The 20,389-nt window shown below is 55.0% G+C and carries 22 protein-coding genes; 9 read left to right on the top strand and 13 right to left on the bottom strand.

Going from position 1 to position 20,389, the window contains the following annotated elements; genetic code table 11:
* Positions 1 to 5: 5 nt before the first annotated feature.
* The 4 genes from SYN8016DRAFT_RS08070 to acpP form a co-directional block, all read right to left on the bottom strand.
* Positions 6 to 1,106 (bottom strand): glycosyltransferase family 2 protein, encoded by a 1,101-nt coding sequence (locus SYN8016DRAFT_RS08070; protein ID WP_006853862.1) that lies wholly within the window; start codon positions 1,104 to 1,106, stop codon positions 6 to 8.
* Between the two features lie 96 nt (positions 1,107 to 1,202).
* Positions 1,203 to 3,212: a transketolase gene (gene tkt / locus SYN8016DRAFT_RS08065; protein WP_006853861.1), complete on the bottom strand. Its 2,010-nt coding sequence runs from the start codon at positions 3,210 to 3,212 to the stop codon at positions 1,203 to 1,205.
* A gap of 46 nt (positions 3,213 to 3,258) precedes the next feature.
* The gene (gene fabF, locus SYN8016DRAFT_RS08060; protein ID WP_006853860.1) at positions 3,259 to 4,506 is read right to left on the bottom strand and encodes a beta-ketoacyl-ACP synthase II; all 1,248 of its coding nucleotides are present in this window, start codon (positions 4,504 to 4,506) and stop codon (positions 3,259 to 3,261) included.
* Positions 4,507 to 4,514: 8 nt separating this feature from the next.
* Positions 4,515 to 4,757: an acyl carrier protein gene (gene acpP / locus SYN8016DRAFT_RS08055; RefSeq protein ID WP_038014040.1), complete on the bottom strand. Its 243-nt coding sequence runs from the start codon at positions 4,755 to 4,757 to the stop codon at positions 4,515 to 4,517.
* A 149-nt stretch (positions 4,758 to 4,906) separates the two neighbouring features.
* On the opposite strand from acpP, the gene psaC reads away from it, so the two are divergent.
* Positions 4,907 to 5,152, top strand: a complete 246-nt coding sequence (gene psaC / locus SYN8016DRAFT_RS08050) for a photosystem I iron-sulfur center protein PsaC (protein ID WP_006042515.1) — start codon at positions 4,907 to 4,909, stop codon at positions 5,150 to 5,152.
* A gap of 51 nt (positions 5,153 to 5,203) precedes the next feature.
* Positions 5,204 to 7,090: a glutamine--fructose-6-phosphate transaminase (isomerizing) gene (gene glmS / locus SYN8016DRAFT_RS08045; protein WP_006853858.1), complete on the top strand. Its 1,887-nt coding sequence runs from the start codon at positions 5,204 to 5,206 to the stop codon at positions 7,088 to 7,090.
* 76 nt (positions 7,091 to 7,166) lie between these two features.
* Here glmS and SYN8016DRAFT_RS08040 read toward each other — a convergent pair whose 3' ends face one another.
* Together SYN8016DRAFT_RS08040 and SYN8016DRAFT_RS08035 are read right to left on the bottom strand one after the other, a co-directional pair.
* Complete coding sequence (locus SYN8016DRAFT_RS08040) at positions 7,167 to 8,108, bottom strand: UDP-glucuronic acid decarboxylase family protein (protein WP_006853857.1); 942 nt, start codon at positions 8,106 to 8,108, stop codon at positions 7,167 to 7,169.
* 163 nt (positions 8,109 to 8,271) lie between these two features.
* Positions 8,272 to 9,711 (bottom strand): mannose-1-phosphate guanylyltransferase/mannose-6-phosphate isomerase, encoded by a 1,440-nt coding sequence (locus SYN8016DRAFT_RS08035; protein WP_006853856.1) that lies wholly within the window; start codon positions 9,709 to 9,711, stop codon positions 8,272 to 8,274.
* A gap of 136 nt (positions 9,712 to 9,847) precedes the next feature.
* Between SYN8016DRAFT_RS08035 and SYN8016DRAFT_RS08030 the strand changes: the two genes are divergently transcribed.
* A complete protein-coding gene (locus SYN8016DRAFT_RS08030) occupies positions 9,848 to 10,945 on the top strand; it encodes a hypothetical protein (RefSeq protein ID WP_006853855.1) in 1,098 nt (365 codons plus the stop codon).
* 18 nt (positions 10,946 to 10,963) lie between these two features.
* Here SYN8016DRAFT_RS08030 and SYN8016DRAFT_RS08025 read toward each other — a convergent pair whose 3' ends face one another.
* The 3 genes from SYN8016DRAFT_RS08025 to SYN8016DRAFT_RS08015 form a co-directional block, all read right to left on the bottom strand.
* On the bottom strand, positions 10,964 to 11,800 hold the full coding sequence (locus SYN8016DRAFT_RS08025; RefSeq protein ID WP_216725584.1) for a hypothetical protein: 837 nt from the start codon (positions 11,798 to 11,800) through the stop codon (positions 10,964 to 10,966).
* A 333-nt stretch (positions 11,801 to 12,133) separates the two neighbouring features.
* Positions 12,134 to 12,625 (bottom strand): dual specificity protein phosphatase family protein, encoded by a 492-nt coding sequence (locus SYN8016DRAFT_RS08020; protein WP_006853853.1) that lies wholly within the window; start codon positions 12,623 to 12,625, stop codon positions 12,134 to 12,136.
* Entirely contained in the window at positions 12,625 to 15,081 is a 2,457-nt protein-coding gene (locus SYN8016DRAFT_RS08015; RefSeq protein WP_006853852.1) for a polysaccharide biosynthesis tyrosine autokinase, read from the bottom strand. The genes SYN8016DRAFT_RS08020 and SYN8016DRAFT_RS08015 overlap by 1 nt, the downstream gene beginning before the upstream one ends.
* 103 nt (positions 15,082 to 15,184) lie before the next feature.
* On the opposite strand from SYN8016DRAFT_RS08015, the gene SYN8016DRAFT_RS08010 reads away from it, so the two are divergent.
* From SYN8016DRAFT_RS08010 to SYN8016DRAFT_RS07995, 4 genes are all read left to right on the top strand, one after another.
* Positions 15,185 to 16,297, top strand: a complete 1,113-nt coding sequence (locus tag SYN8016DRAFT_RS08010) for a polysaccharide biosynthesis/export family protein (RefSeq protein WP_253909831.1) — start codon at positions 15,185 to 15,187, stop codon at positions 16,295 to 16,297.
* Positions 16,298 to 16,774: 477 nt separating this feature from the next.
* Entirely contained in the window at positions 16,775 to 17,545 is a 771-nt protein-coding gene (locus tag SYN8016DRAFT_RS08005; protein ID WP_006853850.1) for a YdcF family protein, read from the top strand.
* 89 nt (positions 17,546 to 17,634) lie between these two features.
* The gene (locus SYN8016DRAFT_RS08000; RefSeq protein ID WP_371212443.1) at positions 17,635 to 17,874 is read left to right on the top strand and encodes an AbrB/MazE/SpoVT family DNA-binding domain-containing protein; all 240 of its coding nucleotides are present in this window, start codon (positions 17,635 to 17,637) and stop codon (positions 17,872 to 17,874) included.
* Positions 17,874 to 18,260 carry a PIN domain-containing protein gene (locus SYN8016DRAFT_RS07995; RefSeq protein ID WP_006853848.1) on the top strand — a complete coding sequence of 129 codons (387 nt, stop codon included), beginning with the start codon at positions 17,874 to 17,876 and terminating at the stop codon, positions 18,258 to 18,260. Before SYN8016DRAFT_RS08000 ends, SYN8016DRAFT_RS07995 begins: the two co-directional genes overlap by 1 nt.
* Here the strand turns inward: SYN8016DRAFT_RS07995 and SYN8016DRAFT_RS07990 are convergent, their stop codons facing one another.
* Together SYN8016DRAFT_RS07990 and SYN8016DRAFT_RS07985 are read right to left on the bottom strand one after the other, a co-directional pair.
* Positions 18,261 to 18,704, bottom strand: coding sequence for a TA system VapC family ribonuclease toxin (locus SYN8016DRAFT_RS07990; RefSeq protein ID WP_006853847.1), 444 nt, complete (start codon positions 18,702 to 18,704; stop codon positions 18,261 to 18,263).
* A complete protein-coding gene (locus SYN8016DRAFT_RS07985) occupies positions 18,701 to 18,943 on the bottom strand; it encodes a hypothetical protein (protein ID WP_006853846.1) in 243 nt (80 codons plus the stop codon). The genes SYN8016DRAFT_RS07990 and SYN8016DRAFT_RS07985 overlap by 4 nt, the downstream gene beginning before the upstream one ends.
* 110 nt (positions 18,944 to 19,053) lie before the next feature.
* Here SYN8016DRAFT_RS07985 and SYN8016DRAFT_RS15055 point away from each other — a divergent pair, with 110 nt between their 5' ends.
* Positions 19,054 to 19,239 (top strand): hypothetical protein, encoded by a 186-nt coding sequence (locus tag SYN8016DRAFT_RS15055; RefSeq protein ID WP_006853845.1) that lies wholly within the window; start codon positions 19,054 to 19,056, stop codon positions 19,237 to 19,239.
* 37 nt (positions 19,240 to 19,276) lie between these two features.
* On the opposite strand, the gene SYN8016DRAFT_RS07980 is transcribed toward SYN8016DRAFT_RS15055, so the two are convergent.
* Both SYN8016DRAFT_RS07980 and SYN8016DRAFT_RS07975 read right to left on the bottom strand, forming a co-directional pair.
* Positions 19,277 to 19,672, bottom strand: coding sequence for a HEPN domain-containing protein (locus tag SYN8016DRAFT_RS07980; RefSeq protein WP_006853844.1), 396 nt, complete (start codon positions 19,670 to 19,672; stop codon positions 19,277 to 19,279).
* The gene (locus tag SYN8016DRAFT_RS07975; protein WP_006853843.1) at positions 19,669 to 20,034 is read right to left on the bottom strand and encodes a nucleotidyltransferase domain-containing protein; all 366 of its coding nucleotides are present in this window, start codon (positions 20,032 to 20,034) and stop codon (positions 19,669 to 19,671) included. The genes SYN8016DRAFT_RS07980 and SYN8016DRAFT_RS07975 overlap by 4 nt, the downstream gene beginning before the upstream one ends.
* A 150-nt stretch (positions 20,035 to 20,184) precedes the next feature.
* Between SYN8016DRAFT_RS07975 and SYN8016DRAFT_RS07970 the strand changes: the two genes are divergently transcribed.
* Entirely contained in the window at positions 20,185 to 20,385 is a 201-nt protein-coding gene (locus SYN8016DRAFT_RS07970; RefSeq protein WP_006853842.1) for a hypothetical protein, read from the top strand.
* Positions 20,386 to 20,389: the final 4 nt, after the last annotated feature.

Raw genomic sequence — 20,389 nt, 5'->3', positions numbered from 1 at the left:
AGTCTTTAAGGCGTATTCCATACGAATTTGCTACTTGCTACATAATTCCACGTAAATCCTACAATGATTCCAACTAGTTGAGCTAGTACTGTGTTGCTGGCAACTACTGAATAAAAGGCTGTCGCTAAACCTACATTGGCCACAATAGGCAATGAAGAAACAATTAAAAACTTTAGTAACCCTTTGGCTAATTCCCATTCTTTTAATCGATTGGATCTGAACGTCAGGAAATTATTGATCAGGTAATTTGAGCAAGCGGCAGTAATGACTGCTATCGGTAGGGCGCTTTCAAAGCTAATATTGTCTGAGATTGTTAATATCTGTGAAGTAAAAAGTTGGACAAATACTCCACTGATTCCAACTATTCCGAAGCTGATAGCTCTTCTTGGGATTATTCTGGCGCAAAATGTGTGTATTACAGAGACTAGGAAGTCCCATAAGATTGCGACATCCAGTTTTGAATCACCACTTACTCTGGCCTGAAAATGAAGTGGTACTTCACTTACTTTAAGGCTGCCTTTACTTACTGAAAGAAGTTCGTATATGAATTTGAATCCATGTACTTCCACTGCTCGAACGTTTCTTAGTGTCTTTTCATTTATGCGTAATGCAAAAAAACCGGTCATGAAATCGCTTAAATTTGCGTATCTAGGTGAAAGGCTCCTTCTAGCAAGATTGTTTGCATATGTAGACCCTTTCTCTCTGTTGCTTGTGAGACCATTGATAATAGCATCTTTATGAAATCGACTTCCTATCACAAGTTCTAGATTTTCTTGGATTAAATGTTTTATAGCTTCTGCAGCTGTTTGAGGTTCATGTTGACCATCACAGTCCATAGAGATAACAATGTCCCCTGTTGCATCCAGAATACCCTCCTTAATGGCACTTGCTAAACCGTTTCTCCCTACTCTTCTAATCAATCGTATGTTTTTATGTTTTCTTGCTAGTTTTCTGACTGCTTCCGCGGTTCCATCGGGAGAGTCGTCGTCAACTACAAGAATTTCTAAATCATATTCACTATTGAGCTCGAGGAGTTCAGCGACGATCGGTTGAATGTTCTCTTTTTCGTTGAACGTGGGAAGTACAATGGAAATTAGTTTATTCATTTGCGTACAAATCTGAAGGCTGCCTTTTTGACTGTGCTTGCTGTCTTAATAGAAGACAGCAAGCACAGTTTAGTTTTTGAATTTAACTCTTTTGTATTAGCCTAATAAAGCCTTTGACTTCGTAACAACATTCTCTACGGTGAATCCGAACTTCTCCATGCAAGTGCCGCCTGGAGCGGAGGCGCCGAAACGATTCATCGTGATGCTGTCTCCATCGAGACCAATGAATCGGTGCCAGCCGAATGTTTCAGCGGCTTCCACCACGATCCGCTTGCGAACGGCGTTGGGAAGAACTTGTTCTTTGTAGGAATCGCTTTGCTCATCGAAGAGCTCTACGCAGGGCATCGAGACCACGCGCACTTTTTTGCCATCAGCGGTCAGCTGTTTGGCGGCTTGGACGCAGAGATCGAGCTCGGTACCCGTTCCGATCAGGATCAGATCGGGTGTGCCTGCACAGTCTTCAAGGACGTAGCCACCTAAAGCCACCTTGTCGATCGACGAGTTGGCCTGGTTGGCCATTCCTTGGCGGCTTAAGCACATGGCGCTGGGGCGGTTGCGGTTCTCGATCGCAACTTTGTAGGCGCCACTGGTTTCATTGCCGTCGCCAGGGCGGAACACCAGCATTCCTGGCATGGCACGCAGTGATGGGATGGTTTCAATCGGCTGGTGGGTGGGGCCGTCTTCGCCCACGCCGATGGAATCGTGGGTGAGCACGTAAATCACACCCAGCATGCTCAGTGCTGACAAGCGCATGGAGCCACGCATGTAATCGGCAAACACCAGGAAGGTGCCGCCGTAGGGGATCAAGCCACTGTTGTGATAGGCGATTCCATTGAGGACAGCCGCCATGGCATGCTCGCGCACACCGAAGTGGAGGTAGCGCTTTTCAGGGCTTTCGGGCTGATAAGAACCTGTTTCCCCGGCGATGTCGGTGTAGTTGGAGTGGGTGAGGTCAGCTGATCCACCAATAAGTTCGGGGATTGTGGCTCCCAGTGCTCCAAGGCAAATCTGGGAATGTTTGCGGGTGGCCAGACCTTTGTCGTCTGCGGTGTAAGTGGGAAGGTTCTTGTCCCAACCCTGGGGGAGCTCACCGCGCAGCATGCGCTCAAATTCTGCGGCTTCTGTGGGGTACTTGCTGCGGTAGTTCGCCAAGGCTTGATTCCACTCGGCTTCCTGTGACGCGCCACGCTCGACCGCTTGGCGGTACTGGTCGTAGGCCTCTTGAGGAATTTCGAAGGGCCCATGGGTCCAGCCCAGCTGTTTGCGTGTGAGCTCGGCTTCCTCTTCTCCAAGAGGGGCGCCATGGACACCGGCTGTATCACTCTTGTTGGGTGAGCCGTAGCCGATGGTGGTGGTCACCTTGATGATTGAGGGCTTGTTGGTGACGGCTTTCGCGGCCTCAATCGCGTTGGCAATGGCATTCACGTCGGTGTCGCCGTCGGCTACGTGTTGTACGTGCCAGCCGTAGGCCTCGTAACGCTTGAGAACGTCCTCGGTGAACGACACATCGGTGCGTCCGTCGATGGTGATGTGATTGTCGTCGTAGAGGGCAATCAATTTGCCCAACTTGAGGTGACCGGCCAGGGAGGCTGCTTCTGAAGCCACGCCTTCCTGATTGCAGCCATCACCCATGATCACGTAGGTGAAGTGGTCCACAACTTTGGCGTCAGCCTTGTTGAATTTGGCGCCTAGGTGTGATTCGGCAATGGCCAGTCCCACGGCATTCGAGATCCCTGCTCCAAGGGGGCCGGTGGTGACTTCAATACCAGGGGTCTCAAATGTTTCCGGGTGACCTGGTGTTTTCGAGCCCCACTGACGGAATTGCTTGATGTCCTCGATGGTGACCGAGTCGTAGCCGGTGAGGTGCAGGAGGGCGTATTGCAGCATGCAGCCATGGCCTGCTGAGAGCACAAACCGATCGCGGTTAAACCACTTGGGGTTTTTGGGGTTGTGCTTGAGGAATTTGTCCCATAAGGCGTACCCCATCGGTGCGCAGCCCATGGGCAAACCGGGGTGACCGCTATTGGATTTGTTGACGGCATCAACGGCCAGCATGCGGATGCTGTTGACGCAGAGCGTGTCGAGAGAGGCGGTTGCGGCGGCCATGGAGTGAAGAGAAGGGGGACGAGGGGGGATTGGGCTGAGCTTGGTGTTAGCTCATGCGTCGGAAGGCGAGGCAGACGTTGTGACCACCGAAGCCGAAGGAATTGGACAGCACTGTTCCCAGTGTTAGTTCACGAGCCGTGTTCGGCACAACATCCAGATCACATTCGGGGTCCGGATTGTTGTAGTTGATGGTGGGTGGAACCACACCGTTGCGCAGGGCTAGCACACAGGCCACAGCTTCGATACCGCCCGAGCCTCCGAGCAGGTGGCCCGTCATCGATTTGGTGGAACTCACCGGAATGTCGTTGGCATGACTGCCTAGCGCATTCTTAATTGCTGCGGTTTCGTTGCTGTCGTTGGCAGGTGTGCTCGTGCCGTGGGCGTTGACGTAGTCGACGCTGTCAGCTGAGATTCCGCCATCTTCAAGAGCGAGGCGTATGGCAGCGGCGCCACCGACCCCGCCTGGTGTGGGCGAGGTGATGTGGTGAGCATCGCAGGTGGTGCCGTAGCCCACGATTTCGGCCAAAATCGTGGCACCTCGCGCCTCAGCATGGGCAAGGGTTTCCAGGACCAAAATCCCTGAGCCTTCCCCGATTACGAATCCATCCCTCGTTTTGTCGAACGGCCGACTGGCACTGGAGGGATCGTCGTTCCGGAACGAGAGCGCTTTGGCACTGGCGAAGCCTGCAACGCCCAGGGGCGTGATCGCTGATTCGGCACCGCCGCAGATCATGGCGTCGGCTTTTCCCAACTGCAGGAGCTGGAAGGCATCACCGATGGCATTGGAGCCTGCGGCACAGGCGGTAGCAACAGCGGAGCTGGGACCTTTGGCACCCAGAGCGATCGCAGCCAGACCTGTGGCCATGTTCGGGATCATCATCGGCACCGTGAAGGGGCTGACGCGACCCGGAGCTTTGTCTTTCAAGACATGAGCTTGGGTTTCCATGGTGAGCAGCCCGCCCACCCCTGAGCCGATGCTGACGCCAATGCGATGGGCATTGTCCGGAGTGATCGTGAGGCCGGAGTCGGCGAGGGCCTGCTTAGCCGCCACCACGCCGAACTTGCAGAAACGATCCCAGCGTTTGGCGTCTTTGGGCTCAATGAAGCCGCTGGGATCGAAATTCTTGACTTCAGCAGCGAAGCGACAGGCGTGCTGCGCTGCATCAAACAAGGTGATCGCATCGACGCCGTTCTTTGCGGAGGTCAAGCCCTCCCAATAATCAGCGACGGTATTGCCGATCGGTGTAACGGCACCGAGGCCTGTGACCACGACGCGCTGGAGACCCTCCACCATGCAGATCCTCAGGCTTGCTTGTCTTCGATGTATTTGACGGCATCGCCGACCGTGGCAATTCCTTCGGCTGCTTCATCGGGAATTTCGATGTCGAAGGCTTCCTCAAGAGCCATCACCAACTCGACGGTGTCGAGGGAGTCAGCTCCCAGATCGTTCTGGAAGTTGGACTCAGGTTTGACTTCGCCGGCGTCGACGCTGAGCTGCTCCGTAACGATCGAACGGACTTTTTCGAGGATCGATTCCTGGGACATGGCCGTGCAGACGTGACGCCGCATCTTACGGGCTTGCCCCATGCGTCACCTCGTGGCGTTAACAACGGTGACGGCGTGCCTGCGTTAATGGCTCAGTGGCACCCGCGACGGGTACCTTGATTTCAAGTCATCCGCACCGGAACGGGCACATGTCCCACGCCGTCAAGATCTACGACACCTGCATCGGTTGCACACAATGTGTGCGTGCTTGTCCCCTGGACGTTCTCGAAATGGTGCCTTGGGACGGCTGCAAGGCCGGCCAAATTGCCTCGTCTCCTCGCACAGAAGATTGTGTGGGCTGCAAGCGCTGTGAGACCGCCTGCCCTACCGATTTCCTCAGTATTCGGGTCTATCTCGGGGATGAGACCAGTCGAAGCATGGGCTTGTCCTACTAAATCCAGCTTTTATACCCATAAGATCAGCCCGGCACCGCCGGGTTTTTTTGTATGTGCGGAATCGTTGCGGTGATCGGTTCGCGAGATGCGGCCCCGCTCCTGTTGGAAGGACTTCGGCAGTTGGAATACCGCGGTTACGACTCCGCGGGCATTGCCACGTTGCAGGGCAAGGATTTGCATTGCCTTCGCGCCAAAGGAAAGCTGAACAACCTCAGCGTGCGTGTGGGCAGTGAGGGGGCGCCAGGGCTTTGCGGGATCGGCCATACCCGCTGGGCGACCCATGGCAAGCCGGAGGAGCACAACGCCCACCCCCACCGTGATGGCAGTGGCAGGGTTGCGGTTGTTCAGAACGGGATCATCGAAAACCACCGGGCCCTGCGCGAGGAGCTCACGGCCGCTGGTGTGAGCTTTCTGTCGGAAACCGACACCGAAGTGATTCCCCATCTGATTGCAGCGCAGTTGCAGTTGATGGGGGCAGGAGAGGGAGCTGGAAACGGTGAGATTCTTTTAAAAGCTGTGCAGGCTGTTTTGCCCCGGCTTAGAGGTGCTTACGCCTTGGCGGTGTTGTGGGCGGATGCCCCCGGCGCTCTGGTGGTGGCACGCAAAGCGGCACCGCTGTTGATTGGCCTTGGGGAAGGTGAGTTTCTTTGCGCCAGTGACACGCCTGCATTGGCGGGTTTCACGCGCACGATTCTTCCCATGCAAGACGGCGAAGTGGCGCTGCTCAGTCCGCTTGGAATCGAGCTCTACGACGCGGAAGGAGCCCGGCAACAGCGCACCCCCACCACGCTCAGTGGTTCGGATCACATTGCCGACAAGCGCCATTTCCGCCACTTCATGTTGAAGGAAATCCATGAGCAGCCGGAAACGGCGAGGCTCTGGGTGGAACGGCATCTGCCGGTGGGGCTGCCGGTAAGCAATCCGGTGGCACTTCCGTTTGAAGAGTCGTTCTACGAAGACGTGGATCGGATTCAAATCCTGGCGTGCGGCACCAGTCGCCATGCCGCTCTGGTGGGGGCCTATTTGCTGGAGCAATTCGCTGGACTTTCCACCTCGGTGTTTTACGCCAGTGAGTTTCGTTATGCCCCACCACCGCTGGCGCCCAACACTCTCACAATTGGGGTGACGCAATCTGGTGAAACGGCCGACACGCTGGCGGCGCTCAGCATGGATGCCAAGCGCCGGCAGGCGCATGGCCGGCCTGGTTATGCACCAAAGCAGCTTGGCGTGACCAATCGCTCCGAGAGCTCCTTGGCCCGGCAGGTGCCCTACATCCTTGATATCGGCGCCGGGATCGAGGTGGGGGTGGCGGCCACCAAAACCTTTCTGGGTCAGTTGTTGGCTTTCTATGGCCTGGCGGTTGCTTTTGCTGCCAGGCGTGGGCATCGCACCGAGGCTGAAATCAGCGGATTGCTGGAGGAACTGCGGGCCTTACCTGAGCAACTGGAGAGCTTGGTGGAGCATCACGACAAGGGCTCAGAAGCGCTGGCTCACCGCTTTGCTGAAACCCAGGACGTGATCTTCTTGGGGCGCGGAATTAACTACCCGATTGCCCTCGAGGGTGCCCTCAAGCTCAAGGAAATTAGCTACATCCACGCCGAAGGCTATCCAGCTGGGGAGATGAAGCATGGGCCGATCGCCCTGCTCGATTCACACGTGCCGGTGGTGTCGATTGCGATGCCTGGCCCAGTGTTTGAGAAGGTCCTGAGCAACGCCCAGGAGGCCAAAGCCCGCGATGCGCAAATGATCGGGGTGGCACCGGAAGGCCCGGATACGGAGTTGTTTGATGCGCTCTTGCCCGTGCCTGAAGTGAGCGAGTGGGTGAGCCCCCTGCTAACCGTGGTGCCGATGCAATTGCTCAGCTATCACATCGCTGCCTATCGAGGCTTGGATGTGGATCAACCACGCAATTTGGCCAAGAGCGTCACGGTGGAGTGATTGCAGCAAATTTCTTCGTTTCCACCAGGGACAGACGCGATGAGATTTGAGATGAAAGCGATTGGAATGGTCGTGCCTAAAGCAGCAACTCCTTGAAGGACGCAATCGTTGGCTCAAGACCTTTCTCTAGCGCCACCGCAGGTGTCCAGCCCAACTCCTTCTGTGCAAGATCAATGGCGGGCTGCCGTTGCAGCGGATCATCTTGGGGCAACGGCTTGCAGATCAACTCCAACTCTGGATTGATCTTCTTTCGCACCAGCTCTGCCAGCTGCCGGATTGTGAATTCCGTTGGGTTGCCGATGTTGATCGGTCCGGTGTGGGTTCCATTCATCAAGCGAATCATTCCCTCGATGAGATCATCCACAAAACAGAAGCTGCGGGTCTGACTTCCATTGCCATAAAGAGTAAGCGGTTCTCCTTTCAGAGCCTGAACGATGAAATTGCTCACCACTCGGCCGTCATCAGGAAGCATGCGCGGGCCATAGGTGTTGAAAATCCGCATCACCCGGATCTCCAAGCCGTGCATGCGCTGATAATCGAAGCAAAGCGTTTCGGCGATGCGCTTGCCTTCGTCGTAGCAGCTTCGGATACCAATTGGATTCACGTAACCGCGATAACTCTCGGGTTGGGGATGGACCTCAGGATCGCCATAGACCTCACTGGTGCTGGCTAACAGCAGCCTTGCCCCGACGCGGCGAGCTAGGCCGAGCATGTTGTAAGTGCCCAGAAAGCTAGTTTTCGCCGTTTTCACCGGGTTGAACTGGTAGTGCACTGGGGAGGCCGGACAAGCCAGATGCCAGATCCGGTCCACTTCGAGCTTGATTGGCTCGGTGACGTCATGACGGATCTGCTCAAAGCGGGGGTTCCCAATCCAATGCGCAATATTCTGCTTTCGGCCTGTGAAGTAATTGTCCAGACAGATCACCTCTTCTCCGGCTTCCATCAGGCGGTCACAGAGATGGGACCCCAGAAAACCAGCACCACCTGTGATCAGATTGCGGGTGAGAGCTGCTGGCATTCAGGTCGTAAGGATTCGATGAAAGATGAGATGGGGCTGAACGTGTTTGGGCATGTTCAAGCCACTCACTGGAATGAATTGCCTTTATCAGAAAATCTACTAATGCCGGTGGGTGAGAGCTTATCGATCTGTTTGGACAAGGACGTGATCGGAACGCTCTGCCCTATGGATCGCTTCTCCCGTAGCGGTCTTCAAAGCGCACGATGTCGTCTTCTCCGAGGTATTCGCCGCTTTGAACCTCGATCATTTCCACCGGGATGCGGCCGGGGTTGGTGAGCCGGTGCTTGCAGCCCAACGGGATGTAGGTGCTTTGGTTTTCGCCGATCAGCTGCTCTTTGCCGTCGCGTTCCACAACGGCGGTGCCGCGTACCACCACCCAATGCTCGGCGCGATGGTGATGCATCTGCAGCGACAAGCTGGCCCCCGGTTTGACGGAGATGCGTTTGACTTGCCAGCGGGTGCCTTCCACCACTCCGGTGTAGGCCCCCCAAGGGCGATAGATCTTGCGATGGGCTTTGCCCTCAGGGCTGCCCTCAGCTTCCAGTTGTTTCACCACCGTTTTGACGTTTTGCGCTTGGCTCCGGTCAGCGATCAGCACGGCGTCATCGGTTTCGACGACCACCAGATTTTCCACGCCGAGGCCCACCACTAGCCTGTGTTCACTGCGTAAGTAACAGTTTTTGCTGCCCTCGCTAATCACTCTTCCGCGCAACACATTGCCGTTTTCATCGCGATCTGCCGTGTCCCAGAGGGCACTCCAGCTGCCCACATCACTCCAGCCTGCAGCGAGTGGAAGCACGGTGCCGAGTTCGGTTTGCTCCATCACGGCCACATCAATGGCCACGTTGGGGCATTTGGCAAAGGCGTCTCGATCGAGGCGCAGAAAATCGAGATCGGCCATGTCTTGCTCTAGAGCGGCGCGGCAGCTGCTCACCACTTCAGGGGCGAGACGCTCTAGTTCGGCGAGCATGGCGCTGGCCTTAAAAAGAAACATGCCGCTGTTCCAGGTGAAGCGCCCACTAGCGAGAAATTGTTCGGCGGTGGCTTGATCGGGCTTCTCCACGAAGCGCGCAATCGGAACGGGCGTTAACGCTCCAGGCACGAGCGGTTCAGAGGCTTCGATGTAGCCGTAGCCTGTTTCCGGTGCGGTTGGCACTATCCCAAAGGTCACCAAGCGGCCTGCCTCGGCTTCCTTGCGGCCGGCGGCGATGGTGGCTTGAAAGTGCGCCCCATCGCGAATCACATGGTCTGCGGCAAGCACGAGCAGGAGGGGATCGTCGCCTTTGGCTGTGGCTTGAAGAGCCGCCACGGCCACCGCAGGAGCGGTGTTTCGCCCCATCGGCTCGAGCAAAATCGCTCCAGGCTCTACCTCGATTTGGCGCATCTGCTCGGCCACGATGAAGCGGTGGTCCTCATTGCAGATCAGCAGCGGGGCACCTAGCGCTTCGATTCCCGCCAAGCGCTTCTGGGTTTGCTGCAGCAGGGTGTCGTCGCCGTCGCCGCCGAGCGGCCAATATTGCTTGGGATAACTAGCCCTCGAAAGTGGCCAAAGGCGTGTTCCCGTGCCGCCGCAGAGAATGACAGGGATCAGCGGGGTGGTCACCAGGGCGCAGGCATTAATGCGAGTTAGTTTCGCTCAGTTCAGGAGCCTGGTTCAAGGGGGGATGAAAAAGATCGTTGCTGGATTTTGTGGAAGCCAGGAGCAGGCTATTTTTTGGAAGCAATTAGGTTGATGCCTGATGGCTTCGCGATGGCGCCGCGCTAAGCAGTTTTTCTCGAAAGCGCCAGAAGAGGTTGATCCTTTCTTGCTTTGGCGGCGGGAGTCAGCCGATGCAGGCCTGGATGGATTCGGCTCCTTTCCCTTTAATCGCACCCTGGAGACGATTCAAAAGAGTGAGGCGAAGGGAGCCCTGGAAGGGGTTCAACTGCTTACGCGATTTTGCGCCTCGGAGCAGCCCTATTGGCATGCCTTTGTGGAGCATTACCGCCGCATGAACGTGAGCGGGATTCATGTTTGCGTGCAAACCGACGTCGATCGCGATTGGTTACTTGCTGATGCGGCAGAGCATGGCTGGACTGAGTTCGAGGTGCATCGCCTGGACGGCTCGCTCACTCCTGATGCGGCGCTCCGTTCCTTGAACCTTGCTCCTTTGAAGGATCTTGCTCCCTACACGTTGTTGTTGGACTGCGATGAATACTTCAGTTTTCAGCGAGCCGATGGCCCGTTGTGCGATTTATTGGAGCGTTATCCCCATGCTCAGCAGTGGCATCTTCCTTGGGTGATGCGGCCTTTGCTGGGCGCTCATGATTGGCAGCAGGGTGGCTTTTGGGGCCATGTGGGCAAGCCCGTGGTTCGTTCAGCCTCGATGCATGGTGTAGCTCATGATCATCTGTTTGATCTTGGCCCTGATGAGAGCTCTGGATCTGTGCCGATCGGGGCGTTTGGTGTGGTGTTGGTGCATCTCTGGGGGCGCAGTTTTCGTGATGGCCTGCTCAAGGTGTTTCATAACCGTTTTGTCGATGCGAAAAGTGCTGATCAGGGCCAGGCTCTTGAGCTGATGCGCCGAGGAGAATTGCCGGTGCGTTTGCGGCTCTTGGCTTATCTCGATCTGCAGCTGGGGTACTTGCCTATGGGGTTTGAGGAGGCTCCAAGTTTTGATCTTGCGCTAGAAGAGGTTCTGTTGCGGCGGGTGATCAGTGAAGACGACGAAATTCGGGCTTGGGAACTGTTTTGCGAGTACCGGGAAAAGCTCCAAGAAATGAAAGACAGCATCCCCTCGTATCCAGCCGTTTCTTTGATTGATTTGGCCAACTGTTTGCCAACGTTGCAGAGCTGATCGCTTAACTAGCAGAGCTCAGAACCCAAGGCTGGCCCTGAACACCCAAGTCCATTGATTGGTCTTTAACACTTCATTTTTGCCGGCGAAATTAACGCCCCAGGTGAACCGCAAGGGGATGCCATCGGACAATGAAACGGAGGCGGCTGCTTGGGCAGTGCCGCTGCGATATTCCACAAAGGTGCCGATGTAATCGTTGAGCACCAGGCTCACGGTGCCAATCGGGCTCCAGCAGAGGTCATTGTCGACTGAAAACGTGCCTTGGCGGTCCTCGAAGCCATCAACGCAGGCGAAACGCAGCGGGTTTTTCCAACTGAGGATGTCTTGGTTAGCGAAGCGCCCAGTTCCAAAGCCTCCGTTGGCAACCAGCAGCGGGTAATCGGTGCCTTGGTTGCCCAGCCACCAGCCCTTGGTTGCCATCAAATACAGATTTCGCCCGGTGTCTGTTCTGTCGTCCCATTGGAGAACCTGTTCTCCGCCAAAGGCGATGCCACCGGTGTCGCCAATCGCGGTGGCGATTCTGAACCCGCTGGAGATGCCTTCTCCCACCTGAGTGCTGCCACCTGCAGATTGATCTCCTTGGTACACACTGCGGAAGGACGTGTTGAGGCCAACGCTCCAGCTTCCCGCTTGGAGGATGTTGGCGTGCACGATCGCTACGGCATCACCACCATTCCACTTGTAGAAGGGGCCGTTGTTCTGACGGCGGCTTTGACCTAAAAGCGAAGCGCTACCAAACCAACGCTCCGACCAGCGCAGGCCATTGGGCACATTCCAGCTGATGTCTGGGCCAACTAAATCGTTGCCAAAGGCGATGGATCGATCGAGTGCTTGAAGTGAAGGTGGCGGCGTCAAAAACTTCGTTGTGGGTGAAGCTTTTGGTTGTTCAAGTGCGATATTCTCATGTAGGAATGGATCGTCTATTTGGATCCAGACGAGTTTGTGAGATGAAGATGTTGATTCGGAGTCACCAGGCAATATTTGCCATTCAGGGTCTTGTTGGGATTTTGCAGAAGATGTTTGGTTGAGTGGTTCCCAGACAAGGGAATCTTTGGTTCTGACTTGATTGATTGTTTCAATAGGAGGTAATGGGGGGATGGGTTCCCATCGGATTGGCTGTGCTGAGGCCGAGAAAGTTCCGAAAAATAGTAGGGGGGTTGGTAAGAATTGAAATAATTTTCTCATTTGCTATTGATTTTGCGTCTCATTAAGCTGCTTCAGCAGAGCAAGTTGCCTCGGCAATGGGTTGCTGCCGGGGTGAACTTGCATCAGATAGTCGAGCGCTTCAGAAGGATTGAGCTGTTGTTGTTGTACCAACCAAGCCATACAAATCAAGGGCGAGCGTTCAACAGCTGCTACGCAGTGCACAAAGACTGGGCCTTGCTGGCGCAGTTCAGATAGAGCGATTAGAGAGCTCTTGAGTTGATGCAGTGTGAGAACCTCGGGGCTGCGATGGTCCGGCAGCAATATGCGTTGGCATTGGAATTGATCTGTGAATCCTTGAGGGGGTTTTGCTTCTTCAAGAGAACACAAGCTCAGTACTCCATGAATTCCGGCTGCTTTTAAACGCTGTATGTGCCGTTCTGCCCTTGGTGCTGGACCAATGGCTAGATCGTTGATTAGGACCCAGTTGATGCGGAAGCGTTGAATGGATTGTGTTGTGCTGGGCTCAACAGCCATTAATTATCCACCCAGCGCATGAATTGGGCCCTGCGAGCCTTCAACCGTTCACTCAACGTGAGGGATTTATTTTTCTTGTCTTGATCACGCTGAGACGATTGCGGCCCAGCTGAATCAGTGCTGTCCTCAGCATCGTCCACATCGGCGTAGTGGGCATAGGCCGATGTGGTGTCGTAAGCGGCGTAACCGTAGCCTCCATATCCATATCCATATCCATATCCATATCCATATTTGCCGTAGCCATATTGCCCATAGCCATAGGCAGAGGAGCCTTGCTGCTCTTGTTTAATCGCGTTGGTGACAATTCCAAGCAAGGGGGCACCGCTCGAGCGGATGCGATTGATAGCTTCCTTGGGAAGGCTTCGATCCACTCGATCGAGGCTCACGAGCAACATCAAACCATCACAGTGCTCGGCAACCAAAGCGGCATCGGCTAGGCCAAGCACCGGTGGGGTGTCAAACAAAATCAGATCAAATTCCTCACTTTTGCCTAAGTCCTCTACCAATTGATGCATCCGTTTCGAGCTCAAAAGCCGGGTTGGATCTGGTGGCCGGCGACCGGCGGTCATGACTGACCAGCCTTCGTAGCCATTAATGGGCTGAAGGGCTTGGCGCCAATGGCTCGAATCGTCCGTTAAGACATTGGATAAGCCACGAAGATTGTTAAGACCCAGACGGGTATGCAGTTGGGGTTTGCGTAAGTCAGCGTCGATCAGTAGGACCCGTTGCCCCATTTCTGCCAAGGTTTTGGCAAGCAGAGTGTTCACTAGGGATTTGCCCTCTGCTGGTAAGGAGCTGGTCAGTGCGATCGAGCGCAGGGGCCTGTCGCTGTTCAGGAAACGGAGGGATGTGAAGAGGTTGCGGAACGCTTCCTGATAAAAAAAGCGTTGGTAGCGAGCTGCTTTTCTCTCGGTCTCACCAACATCGGCTTGGGTTTCACTGTCGAGTTCTTTCAGGGGAAAACGCTTGTCTTCTCGAACGCCTTTAAAAAAGTCCACGTAGGGGATATGGCCCAGCAAGGGGAGATCTCCTATCTCTGCTTTCACCTCACCTGGACTGTGGAAGACATGATCTTTGCGATCGCGCAACAGACCTGCCCCCGCTCCAGCCACCAAGCCAAGCAATGTGCCTAGGGCCAGATTTCTGGGAATGGATGGCTTGATGGGATTTGGATTGATTTCAGGAGGATCGATCACGCGCCAAGGAACGCTGCGCTGGGCAATTTCCAATTGAAAGTTTTCTCGAGCACTCACAAGACCGGCCAGATTTTGATTGGCGATGGTTAAGCGGGTTTGCAGGGCTTCGTATTGCTTGATCAAGGCCGGTTGTTTGAGAAATTGGGCATTGAGTTGAGCTACTTGTTGTTGAGCCGTTTGCAGGCGGCCGTTGTTGAGATTGAGGGCTGCATCAACCGCCTCGAGCTGGTTGCGTAATAACAATGGTTTGAGTTGATTGATGCGCTCTTCCAATCCCGTAACCATTGACGAGTTGGGCTTATAGGTGGAGCGAGCTTCTGCTAGCTCTGTCTCAACTTTGAGAAGCTGTTGCAGCAGACTTTGGTCCACATCGCTAATGGTGAGGCCTTGTACGCCTCCGCCTGCAGTCAGGCCGTTGCCCATGCCACCAATTGCTTCCTGAAATCCCCGTGCTGTGAGCGTTCCGTTGGCAATTTCTTCGCGCACTTTGGAGAGCCGATTGCGACCGGCTTGCAGCGCGAGCACTTGGCTCGACAATCCAGCTTCTTGCTGCCTTAGTGCGCCACCCTCAGCAGTAGGTTCGAGCAAGGAATGCTTGATGCGGAAGGCAGCAACCTCGGATTGAATTTGTTCGGTCTTTGCTTCAAGGGCAGGAGCCTGTTTATTCAGAAAATTCAAACCGTCAGCAAGACGCTGTTGGCGTTCCTGCAGGGCTACTTTCAAATAGGTGTCACTCAGCGCGGTCAACAATTGCTGGTCTTCGTCTTTGTCTCGGCCCACCAAGCTCACTCTAAGAATGCCTTCTGCTTCTGTCCGTTTTTCACCACCTGTGGTGATCGTGATGCGGGAAGCCAGTCCGTTTTCGCTGAGATCGAAGCGCTCGGCGATCGGACTCAGCAGTAGGGGGCTCTGCAGTAGTTCGATCAGGGTGGGCAGGTCATTGCTGGTGGTGTTGCGTGCTAGCTCCTCAAACATCGAGCCGTTGAGCCCACCTGCTGAAGCTGAGTTGTTGCCTGAATCATTACTGATCGGATCTGTAATCAGGAGCGCAAACGAGCCTTGGTAGACAGGCCGAAAGATCCTTTGATATGCCGTGGACACGCAGGTGAGCGAGATCACCCCAGCGGCAGTGACGCCAACTAACTTCTTGCGGCGCTTCAGGGCACGCCACAAATCACGCAAATCGATCTCATCACTTCCATCAACCTGAAGCAAGCCGTCAACCGCTTGTGGATTGGGTTGTGCAGACAGGTTGCTCATAACCACTTCACTCAGCCATCCATTCAACCTAAAAATGGTTTAAATGGCGCGTCCCTATGGGACACTTAGCGCCGCATCTGTGATCTCCTCTCTTCCTTCTGCCATGACGACGCTCAGACCATTGGCACTTTCCGTTCTGATGGCTGCCCAGTCGTTGGTGGCACTCCCCGCTGTGGCCCTTGAAGCAGAGCCGATCAATGCGATGGCTGCAGGGAGCAATGCATTGCAGGCCAATCGCACTTTTTTGGAGGAAGACGCTTACATCATCGGGCCAGGTGATGTACTCGAACTGCGTCTGTTTGATTCTCCAGAGTTGTCTGGACAGCTCGAAGTGTTGAACGATGGATCTGTTCCACTTCCACTGATCGGAAGTGTGCGGCTCACCGGTCTCACCCTTCAGCAGGCAACGGTTTGGGTGAAAACGTTGATGGGCCAAGAATTGCTGCGACCCGACTTGCAGCTGCGGGTTGTGAAACCTCGTCCGATTCGGGTGGCCTTGGTGGGCCAAGTGGAACGCCCGGGTATTTATTCGCTCTCAGTAAGTGAAACAGTTTCAACGGAGGGGGGGCCGTCTACATCGGTGAGTGGTTTGCCAACCGTTGTGGATGCGATTCAGAAAGCGGGTGGCATCACCCAAAAAGCGAACTTGCGTGATGTGCAATTGCAGAGGCGTCTTCCAGGGGAAACGCCTCAGTTCAAGCAGGCACGTTTGAACCTGCTCGATCTGATTCTGGAAGGCAATCAGAGTCAAAATCCTTATCTTTTTGATGGAGATACGGTTCGGCTTGGTAAAGCGGATGAAACGCCAGAAGAGGCCATTGAACTGGCTTCAATGAATCTTTCGCCTCAGGTGATTGGGGTGAATGTGATTGGTGAAGTGGTGACACCGGGAAGGTTGCAGTTGCAAGCGAACACGCCTTTGGTGCAGGCAGTGTTGGCGGCTGGTGGCGCGAAAAACTGGCGTGCCAACAGGGGCAATGTGGAGTTGGTACGTATTAATCGCAATGGCTCTGCAACACTCGAACGTTTTAAAATTGATCTGAGTCAAGGTGCTTCCAATGAGAAGAATCCACCTTTACGCGATGGCGACACCGTGAAAGTGAATCGCAGTGGATTGGCAAAAGCCAGTGATGCGATTGGGGCTGTGAGTCAACCCTTAAGTGGTCTCGTTACGATCTGGACATTGCTGCGCCTAGTCAATGATGGTACGAATTAAGTGATAAATTGATCAGAGTTGAGAAATAAAATATTTAAGCGAGCATTCATTGCGCATTGTTAATGAAACTAGTATATTATAAATGTATTCATCCCTTAATTGCTTTTGTAATAGCGTATTTGCTGTTATGGCAGTACTTTTGGGGTTGATATTTTGGAGAAATGGGAGTATTGACCGGCCTATTGTGAGAAGCTGAACCCAACGGAGAGGGTGTAGGCCTTTTAAAGAAAGCTCCAGGTGTGTAATCAATGCTGACTCAAAGCAGGAAGTCGACCTGCTGATGTTGCCAATCGGAACAAGAGAAAAGCTTTTCGGTCCTTAGATAGAATTCTTTACTCAGTCAATTCATTGCTCTGGGCTTAGCCGTGATGCGCGCTGAGGACGTTTCGACCATGGTGGTGTTGAGCGTGCCAAGCGTACTCATTCTGCGATATCCCATGCCTAACGCTTTAAAGGGGCTGTGCTGACGACGTTTCGATGATTTATCTACTCAGCAAGCTTCTCCCCCTAGCCCTGCTGCCCCTTGGCTTGTCTCTGATCCTGTTGCTGGTTGGACTGATCGGTCGTTGGCGTTGGCCTGTGATTACAGCAGTTGTGCTGCTTTGGGTTTGTTCTCTGGGGCTGGTGAGCCAAACCCTGTGGCGCTGGCTGGAGGCACCCTGGCAACGCACCACTGCTGCTGAAGCTCCTTCTGCTGAAGCGATCGTGGTGCTCAGCGGCGGCCGTCAACCTGCTCCGGGTGCTGCGCAGGTGAGCGAGTGGCACGACCCAGACCGCTTCTTGGCGGGGCTTGATCTGTATCGCGCCGGCAAGGCGCCGCGTTTGCTGTTTACCGGTGGAGTGAGTCCGTTCCTACCCGGCCAACCCCCAGAGGGGCAGCGCTACCTAAGGGAAGCGCAACAGCTTGGAATCCCTTCTGGCGTCATGGCCAGCACGCCCCCTGTGGTGAACACGGCTGAGGAAGCGGTTGCGATTCGCCGATTGCTGGAGGTGCCAAAGACTGCATCGGCGCCGCCCACCCGGATCTTGTTGGTCACCAGTGCTTTTCATATGCGCAGGGCTCAGCGTCTGTTTGAGCGCCAGGGTCTCGTGGTGAAACCGTTTCCCGTGGATTTTCAGGCCCGCGGCGCTTGGGCTGGTCCTCTGTGGCGTGACCCAACCGAGTGGCTTCCCTCTGCGGCGGCTCTAGATGGCAGCTCCCGTGCCTTGCGCGAGCTATTGGGTCGCTTGATCTATCGGGCTTGGTAGCTCTTTTGCTTCAGGGGTTGGGCATGTTGATTGCAGCCATCAGACTTGGTCGTTGAATTACGTATAGGCTATTTTAGTAATTCACTGGTTTGGTTTTGAGAAGCACGATTACCTCGCGTGGCCAGACCGTGATCCCGGCTGCAATTCGCGAGCGCTTTGGCTTAGGCCCGTCTCAACGCTTGGAGTGGCTTGTGGAAGATGACGGTTCGATTCGAGTGATACCTGTGGCAGCGTCTTCTGTGCAGGCCTTTCGCGGGCAGGGCCGACGTGGTGGAGCAACAGCGAGGCTCTTGGCGGATCGGGAGCTCGATCGAAATGCTGAACTGTGATGCCCGCTTTTTGCCTCGACACCTCAGCAATCCTGACCTTGCGAGACGACGAGCCGGGTGCCGAGCGCGTCGCCATGTTGTTGGAAGGGACGGATCCCTGTTTCGCCTGTTTCATTACGCGCATGGAGGTGCTCTACCGGGTTTGGAAAGACGAAGGAGAGAGGAGTGGGCGTCTTGCCTATGAACAGTTGCAATCCCTGCCAATCCAATGGGTTGACCAGACAGAAGCCTTGCTGCTGGAGGCCTCCAGGATCAAGGCGTTGCATCGGCTTTCCGTTGCTGATGCTTGGATCGCCGCAGCGGCTCTTCTCGGCCGAGCAACGTTGCTGCATAAGGATCCGGAATTCGAGGTCATCACTGAGCTGGATCAGGATTGGTTGGCCTGATTACCCACCTGAGCTGAGTGAGAGCCGTTGCAGATCACCGAAACGTTCGAAGTTGCGATCAAAGCTCACCAGGCGCCAGCCGTTGCTGATGGCCAGCGCTGCAAGGTAGGCGTCGGTGCAAAGGCGGGCTGAGAGATCGCCCTCGCGCATCAGTTGGTGAAACACATCCCAGCCATCGCTGGCTGGGAACGCGAGGCTTACCCCTGGTTGTTGGCACAAGGTTTGAAGGAGGGCAGAAGCCTCATGCGTGGTTTTAACGGCTGGGCCCATCAGCTTGGGTTGGCTCAACAGGCGCACCAGGCCCAAGGCCGTCACGGTGCAGAAGTGCACTTGCTCAGCAGCCTGTTGCTCCCAGTAGTTCAGAGCTTGCTGATGATGGAAGTGATCAGGGGTTGCAAGTGCTAACCACACATTGAGATCCGGAAGATCTGCGTTGTTGTTCATGGCTCGAGCAGGTCAAAGAGATCTGCGTTGCTGGTGGTGCTGGAATCAAAAGCAAGTTGGCCCTCAACCTTTGGGAGTTGGCTGGCAGAGCGCGTTGTTGGTATCGCGCAGTGGGTTGGCGTCATGAGCCCTTGTTCCACATAGCTCTGCAACAGCTGCTTGAGTGAGATCTGTTCTCTGGCGGCCCTGGCTTTGAGCCGCGCAAAGAGAGGGTCGGGTAACTCAAGGGTGGTCCGCATTGCTCTTTGAAGCCTTGATGCGCATATTAATGCGCATCAAATGATTTGCGGCAGTCGTCATCCTGCGTTCCGGAAGCGCTAAGAGTCTTGTGGAGGCAAAGAAGTAAGCGATGGACTTGTCAACGTTGACGGCAAAGGGGCAAGTCACGATCCCCAAGGCTGTAAGGAAGCTTGAGGGCGAGTCGGTTCGTCTCATGGTGGTGTCTCCGATCGACCTGGGCTATTTGCGGGGAGTTCAGGCTGGGCTAACGGAATGGGGCAGTGATGAGGATGAAGTTGCCTTTGCGGACTTGTGATGTGGTGTCCAGAGCAGATTGCATGAAGTGGCAGCCCTTAGCCCTGTTGATCGAAAGCCTTGAGGATGCTCAGCACTTCACGGGCCGTTGTTAGGGCTTGGTCTGTTTCATCTGGATCGAACAGCTCGGAAGGCGGTGTTGCATCCACGGGGTAGCGGGATTGGATCGCCATCCGGCTGAGGCTTCGTAGAGGTAGTGCCTCTAAATCCTTGGTCTCTAAGCCTGTCTCCTTAAGCCGCCTCGTCAAATCGTTGAGCACATGCGTGTGCGGAGGCTCCAGTCCCAATTCCAGAAGTGCGCTTTTTAAGCCTTTTTCGGCTGCTTGTGATGCGTAAAAACAGGCTTGCGCCAAGTAGCCGTTGTCACGTGCCAGTTGAGCGAGCTCAAGGTCGTTTTGGGCTTGGCGTATCCATGCATCTGGCCGGGCATTCATGGCTTCTCTGCCAGTAACGGAATAGCGACTTTGGCAGCGTTGCGCCAAACCACTGATGCGCTTTTTGGCAACTGATCCCAGGCCACACGGTCGAGTCCGATCACATCCTCAGCGAGGCCCGAATCGAGCAGTTGATCGACCCATGTGTCGGCCAGATGCTTGTTGGCAGCCACCACGAGTAGATCGGTGTCTGATAGACCGTCCCAATCGCCCCGAGCACGGGAGCCGAACAGATAGATCTGGTCTGGTCGTTCGAGACTGGGCTCCACCAGTTCTTGTAGCGACAGCCGCAGCTCTCTCAGCCATTGGGTGTGACGTTGAGTGCGTAGGGCCGCCAAGCTGCTCGTGGTTGGTGATGGCATGTTCACGTTCTTTGGCGGCTCAAGACTGTTGGCTTGATGCTCTCCTTGATTTCAATCTAGCTAAGGAGTTCTGGCTCATTTTTTATGCCATTGGTCATGGGCTGGGCCGGTTTGACCCACTTAAAGTGATGAGCAGATGCGTAATGTTTGATGCGCACCACTCTCCGGTTCGATGATGGCGTCCTCGCCGCAGCGCGCGTTTTAGCCCGGCAGACGCTGTTCAGACCAGCAGGCAAAGGCTCGCAAAACGATGGAGCGCAGTGCTCCGGATTGCCGCAATTGCCCGTGAAGGCTTCTGGTGGCGTTGTTGATTTGGAGCTTGTGAATCAGCTTCGCGACGAAGAGGCTTGATGGC

The sequence above is a fragment of the Synechococcus sp. WH 8016 genome (assembly GCF_000230675.1).
Taxonomy (GTDB): Bacteria; Cyanobacteriota; Cyanobacteriia; order PCC-6307; family Cyanobiaceae; genus Synechococcus_C.
This window is presented reverse-complemented; position numbering and strand designations above follow the sequence as displayed.

Bases quoted from the DNA above. Each gene is read 5' to 3' on its own strand.
- SYN8016DRAFT_RS08070 (WP_006853862.1), bottom strand. From the start codon at position 1,106: ATGAATAAACTAATTTCCATTGTACTTCCCACGTTCAACGAAAAAGAG.
- tkt (WP_006853861.1), bottom strand. From the start codon at position 3,212: ATGGCCGCCGCAACCGCCTCTCTCGACACGCTCTGCGTCAACAGCATC.
- fabF (WP_006853860.1), bottom strand. From the start codon at position 4,506: ATGGTGGAGGGTCTCCAGCGCGTCGTGGTCACAGGCCTCGGTGCCGTT.
- acpP (WP_038014040.1), bottom strand. From the start codon at position 4,757: ATGTCCCAGGAATCGATCCTCGAAAAAGTCCGTTCGATCGTTACGGAG.
- psaC (WP_006042515.1), top strand. From the start codon at position 4,907: ATGTCCCACGCCGTCAAGATCTACGACACCTGCATCGGTTGCACACAA.
- glmS (WP_006853858.1), top strand. From the start codon at position 5,204: ATGTGCGGAATCGTTGCGGTGATCGGTTCGCGAGATGCGGCCCCGCTC.
- SYN8016DRAFT_RS08040 (WP_006853857.1), bottom strand. From the start codon at position 8,108: ATGCCAGCAGCTCTCACCCGCAATCTGATCACAGGTGGTGCTGGTTTT.
- SYN8016DRAFT_RS08030 (WP_006853855.1), top strand. From the start codon at position 9,848: ATGGCTTCGCGATGGCGCCGCGCTAAGCAGTTTTTCTCGAAAGCGCCA.
- SYN8016DRAFT_RS08020 (WP_006853853.1), bottom strand. From the start codon at position 12,625: ATGGCTGTTGAGCCCAGCACAACACAATCCATTCAACGCTTCCGCATC.
- SYN8016DRAFT_RS08015 (WP_006853852.1), bottom strand. From the start codon at position 15,081: ATGAGCAACCTGTCTGCACAACCCAATCCACAAGCGGTTGACGGCTTG.
- SYN8016DRAFT_RS08010 (WP_253909831.1), top strand. From the start codon at position 15,185: ATGACGACGCTCAGACCATTGGCACTTTCCGTTCTGATGGCTGCCCAG.
- SYN8016DRAFT_RS08005 (WP_006853850.1), top strand. From the start codon at position 16,775: ATGATTTATCTACTCAGCAAGCTTCTCCCCCTAGCCCTGCTGCCCCTT.
- SYN8016DRAFT_RS07995 (WP_006853848.1), top strand. From the start codon at position 17,874: ATGCCCGCTTTTTGCCTCGACACCTCAGCAATCCTGACCTTGCGAGAC.
- SYN8016DRAFT_RS07990 (WP_006853847.1), bottom strand. From the start codon at position 18,704: ATGAACAACAACGCAGATCTTCCGGATCTCAATGTGTGGTTAGCACTT.
- SYN8016DRAFT_RS07985 (WP_006853846.1), bottom strand. From the start codon at position 18,943: ATGCGGACCACCCTTGAGTTACCCGACCCTCTCTTTGCGCGGCTCAAA.
- SYN8016DRAFT_RS15055 (WP_006853845.1), top strand. From the start codon at position 19,054: ATGGACTTGTCAACGTTGACGGCAAAGGGGCAAGTCACGATCCCCAAG.
- SYN8016DRAFT_RS07980 (WP_006853844.1), bottom strand. From the start codon at position 19,672: ATGAATGCCCGGCCAGATGCATGGATACGCCAAGCCCAAAACGACCTT.
- SYN8016DRAFT_RS07975 (WP_006853843.1), bottom strand. From the start codon at position 20,034: ATGCCATCACCAACCACGAGCAGCTTGGCGGCCCTACGCACTCAACGT.
- SYN8016DRAFT_RS07970 (WP_006853842.1), top strand. From the start codon at position 20,185: ATGCGCACCACTCTCCGGTTCGATGATGGCGTCCTCGCCGCAGCGCGC.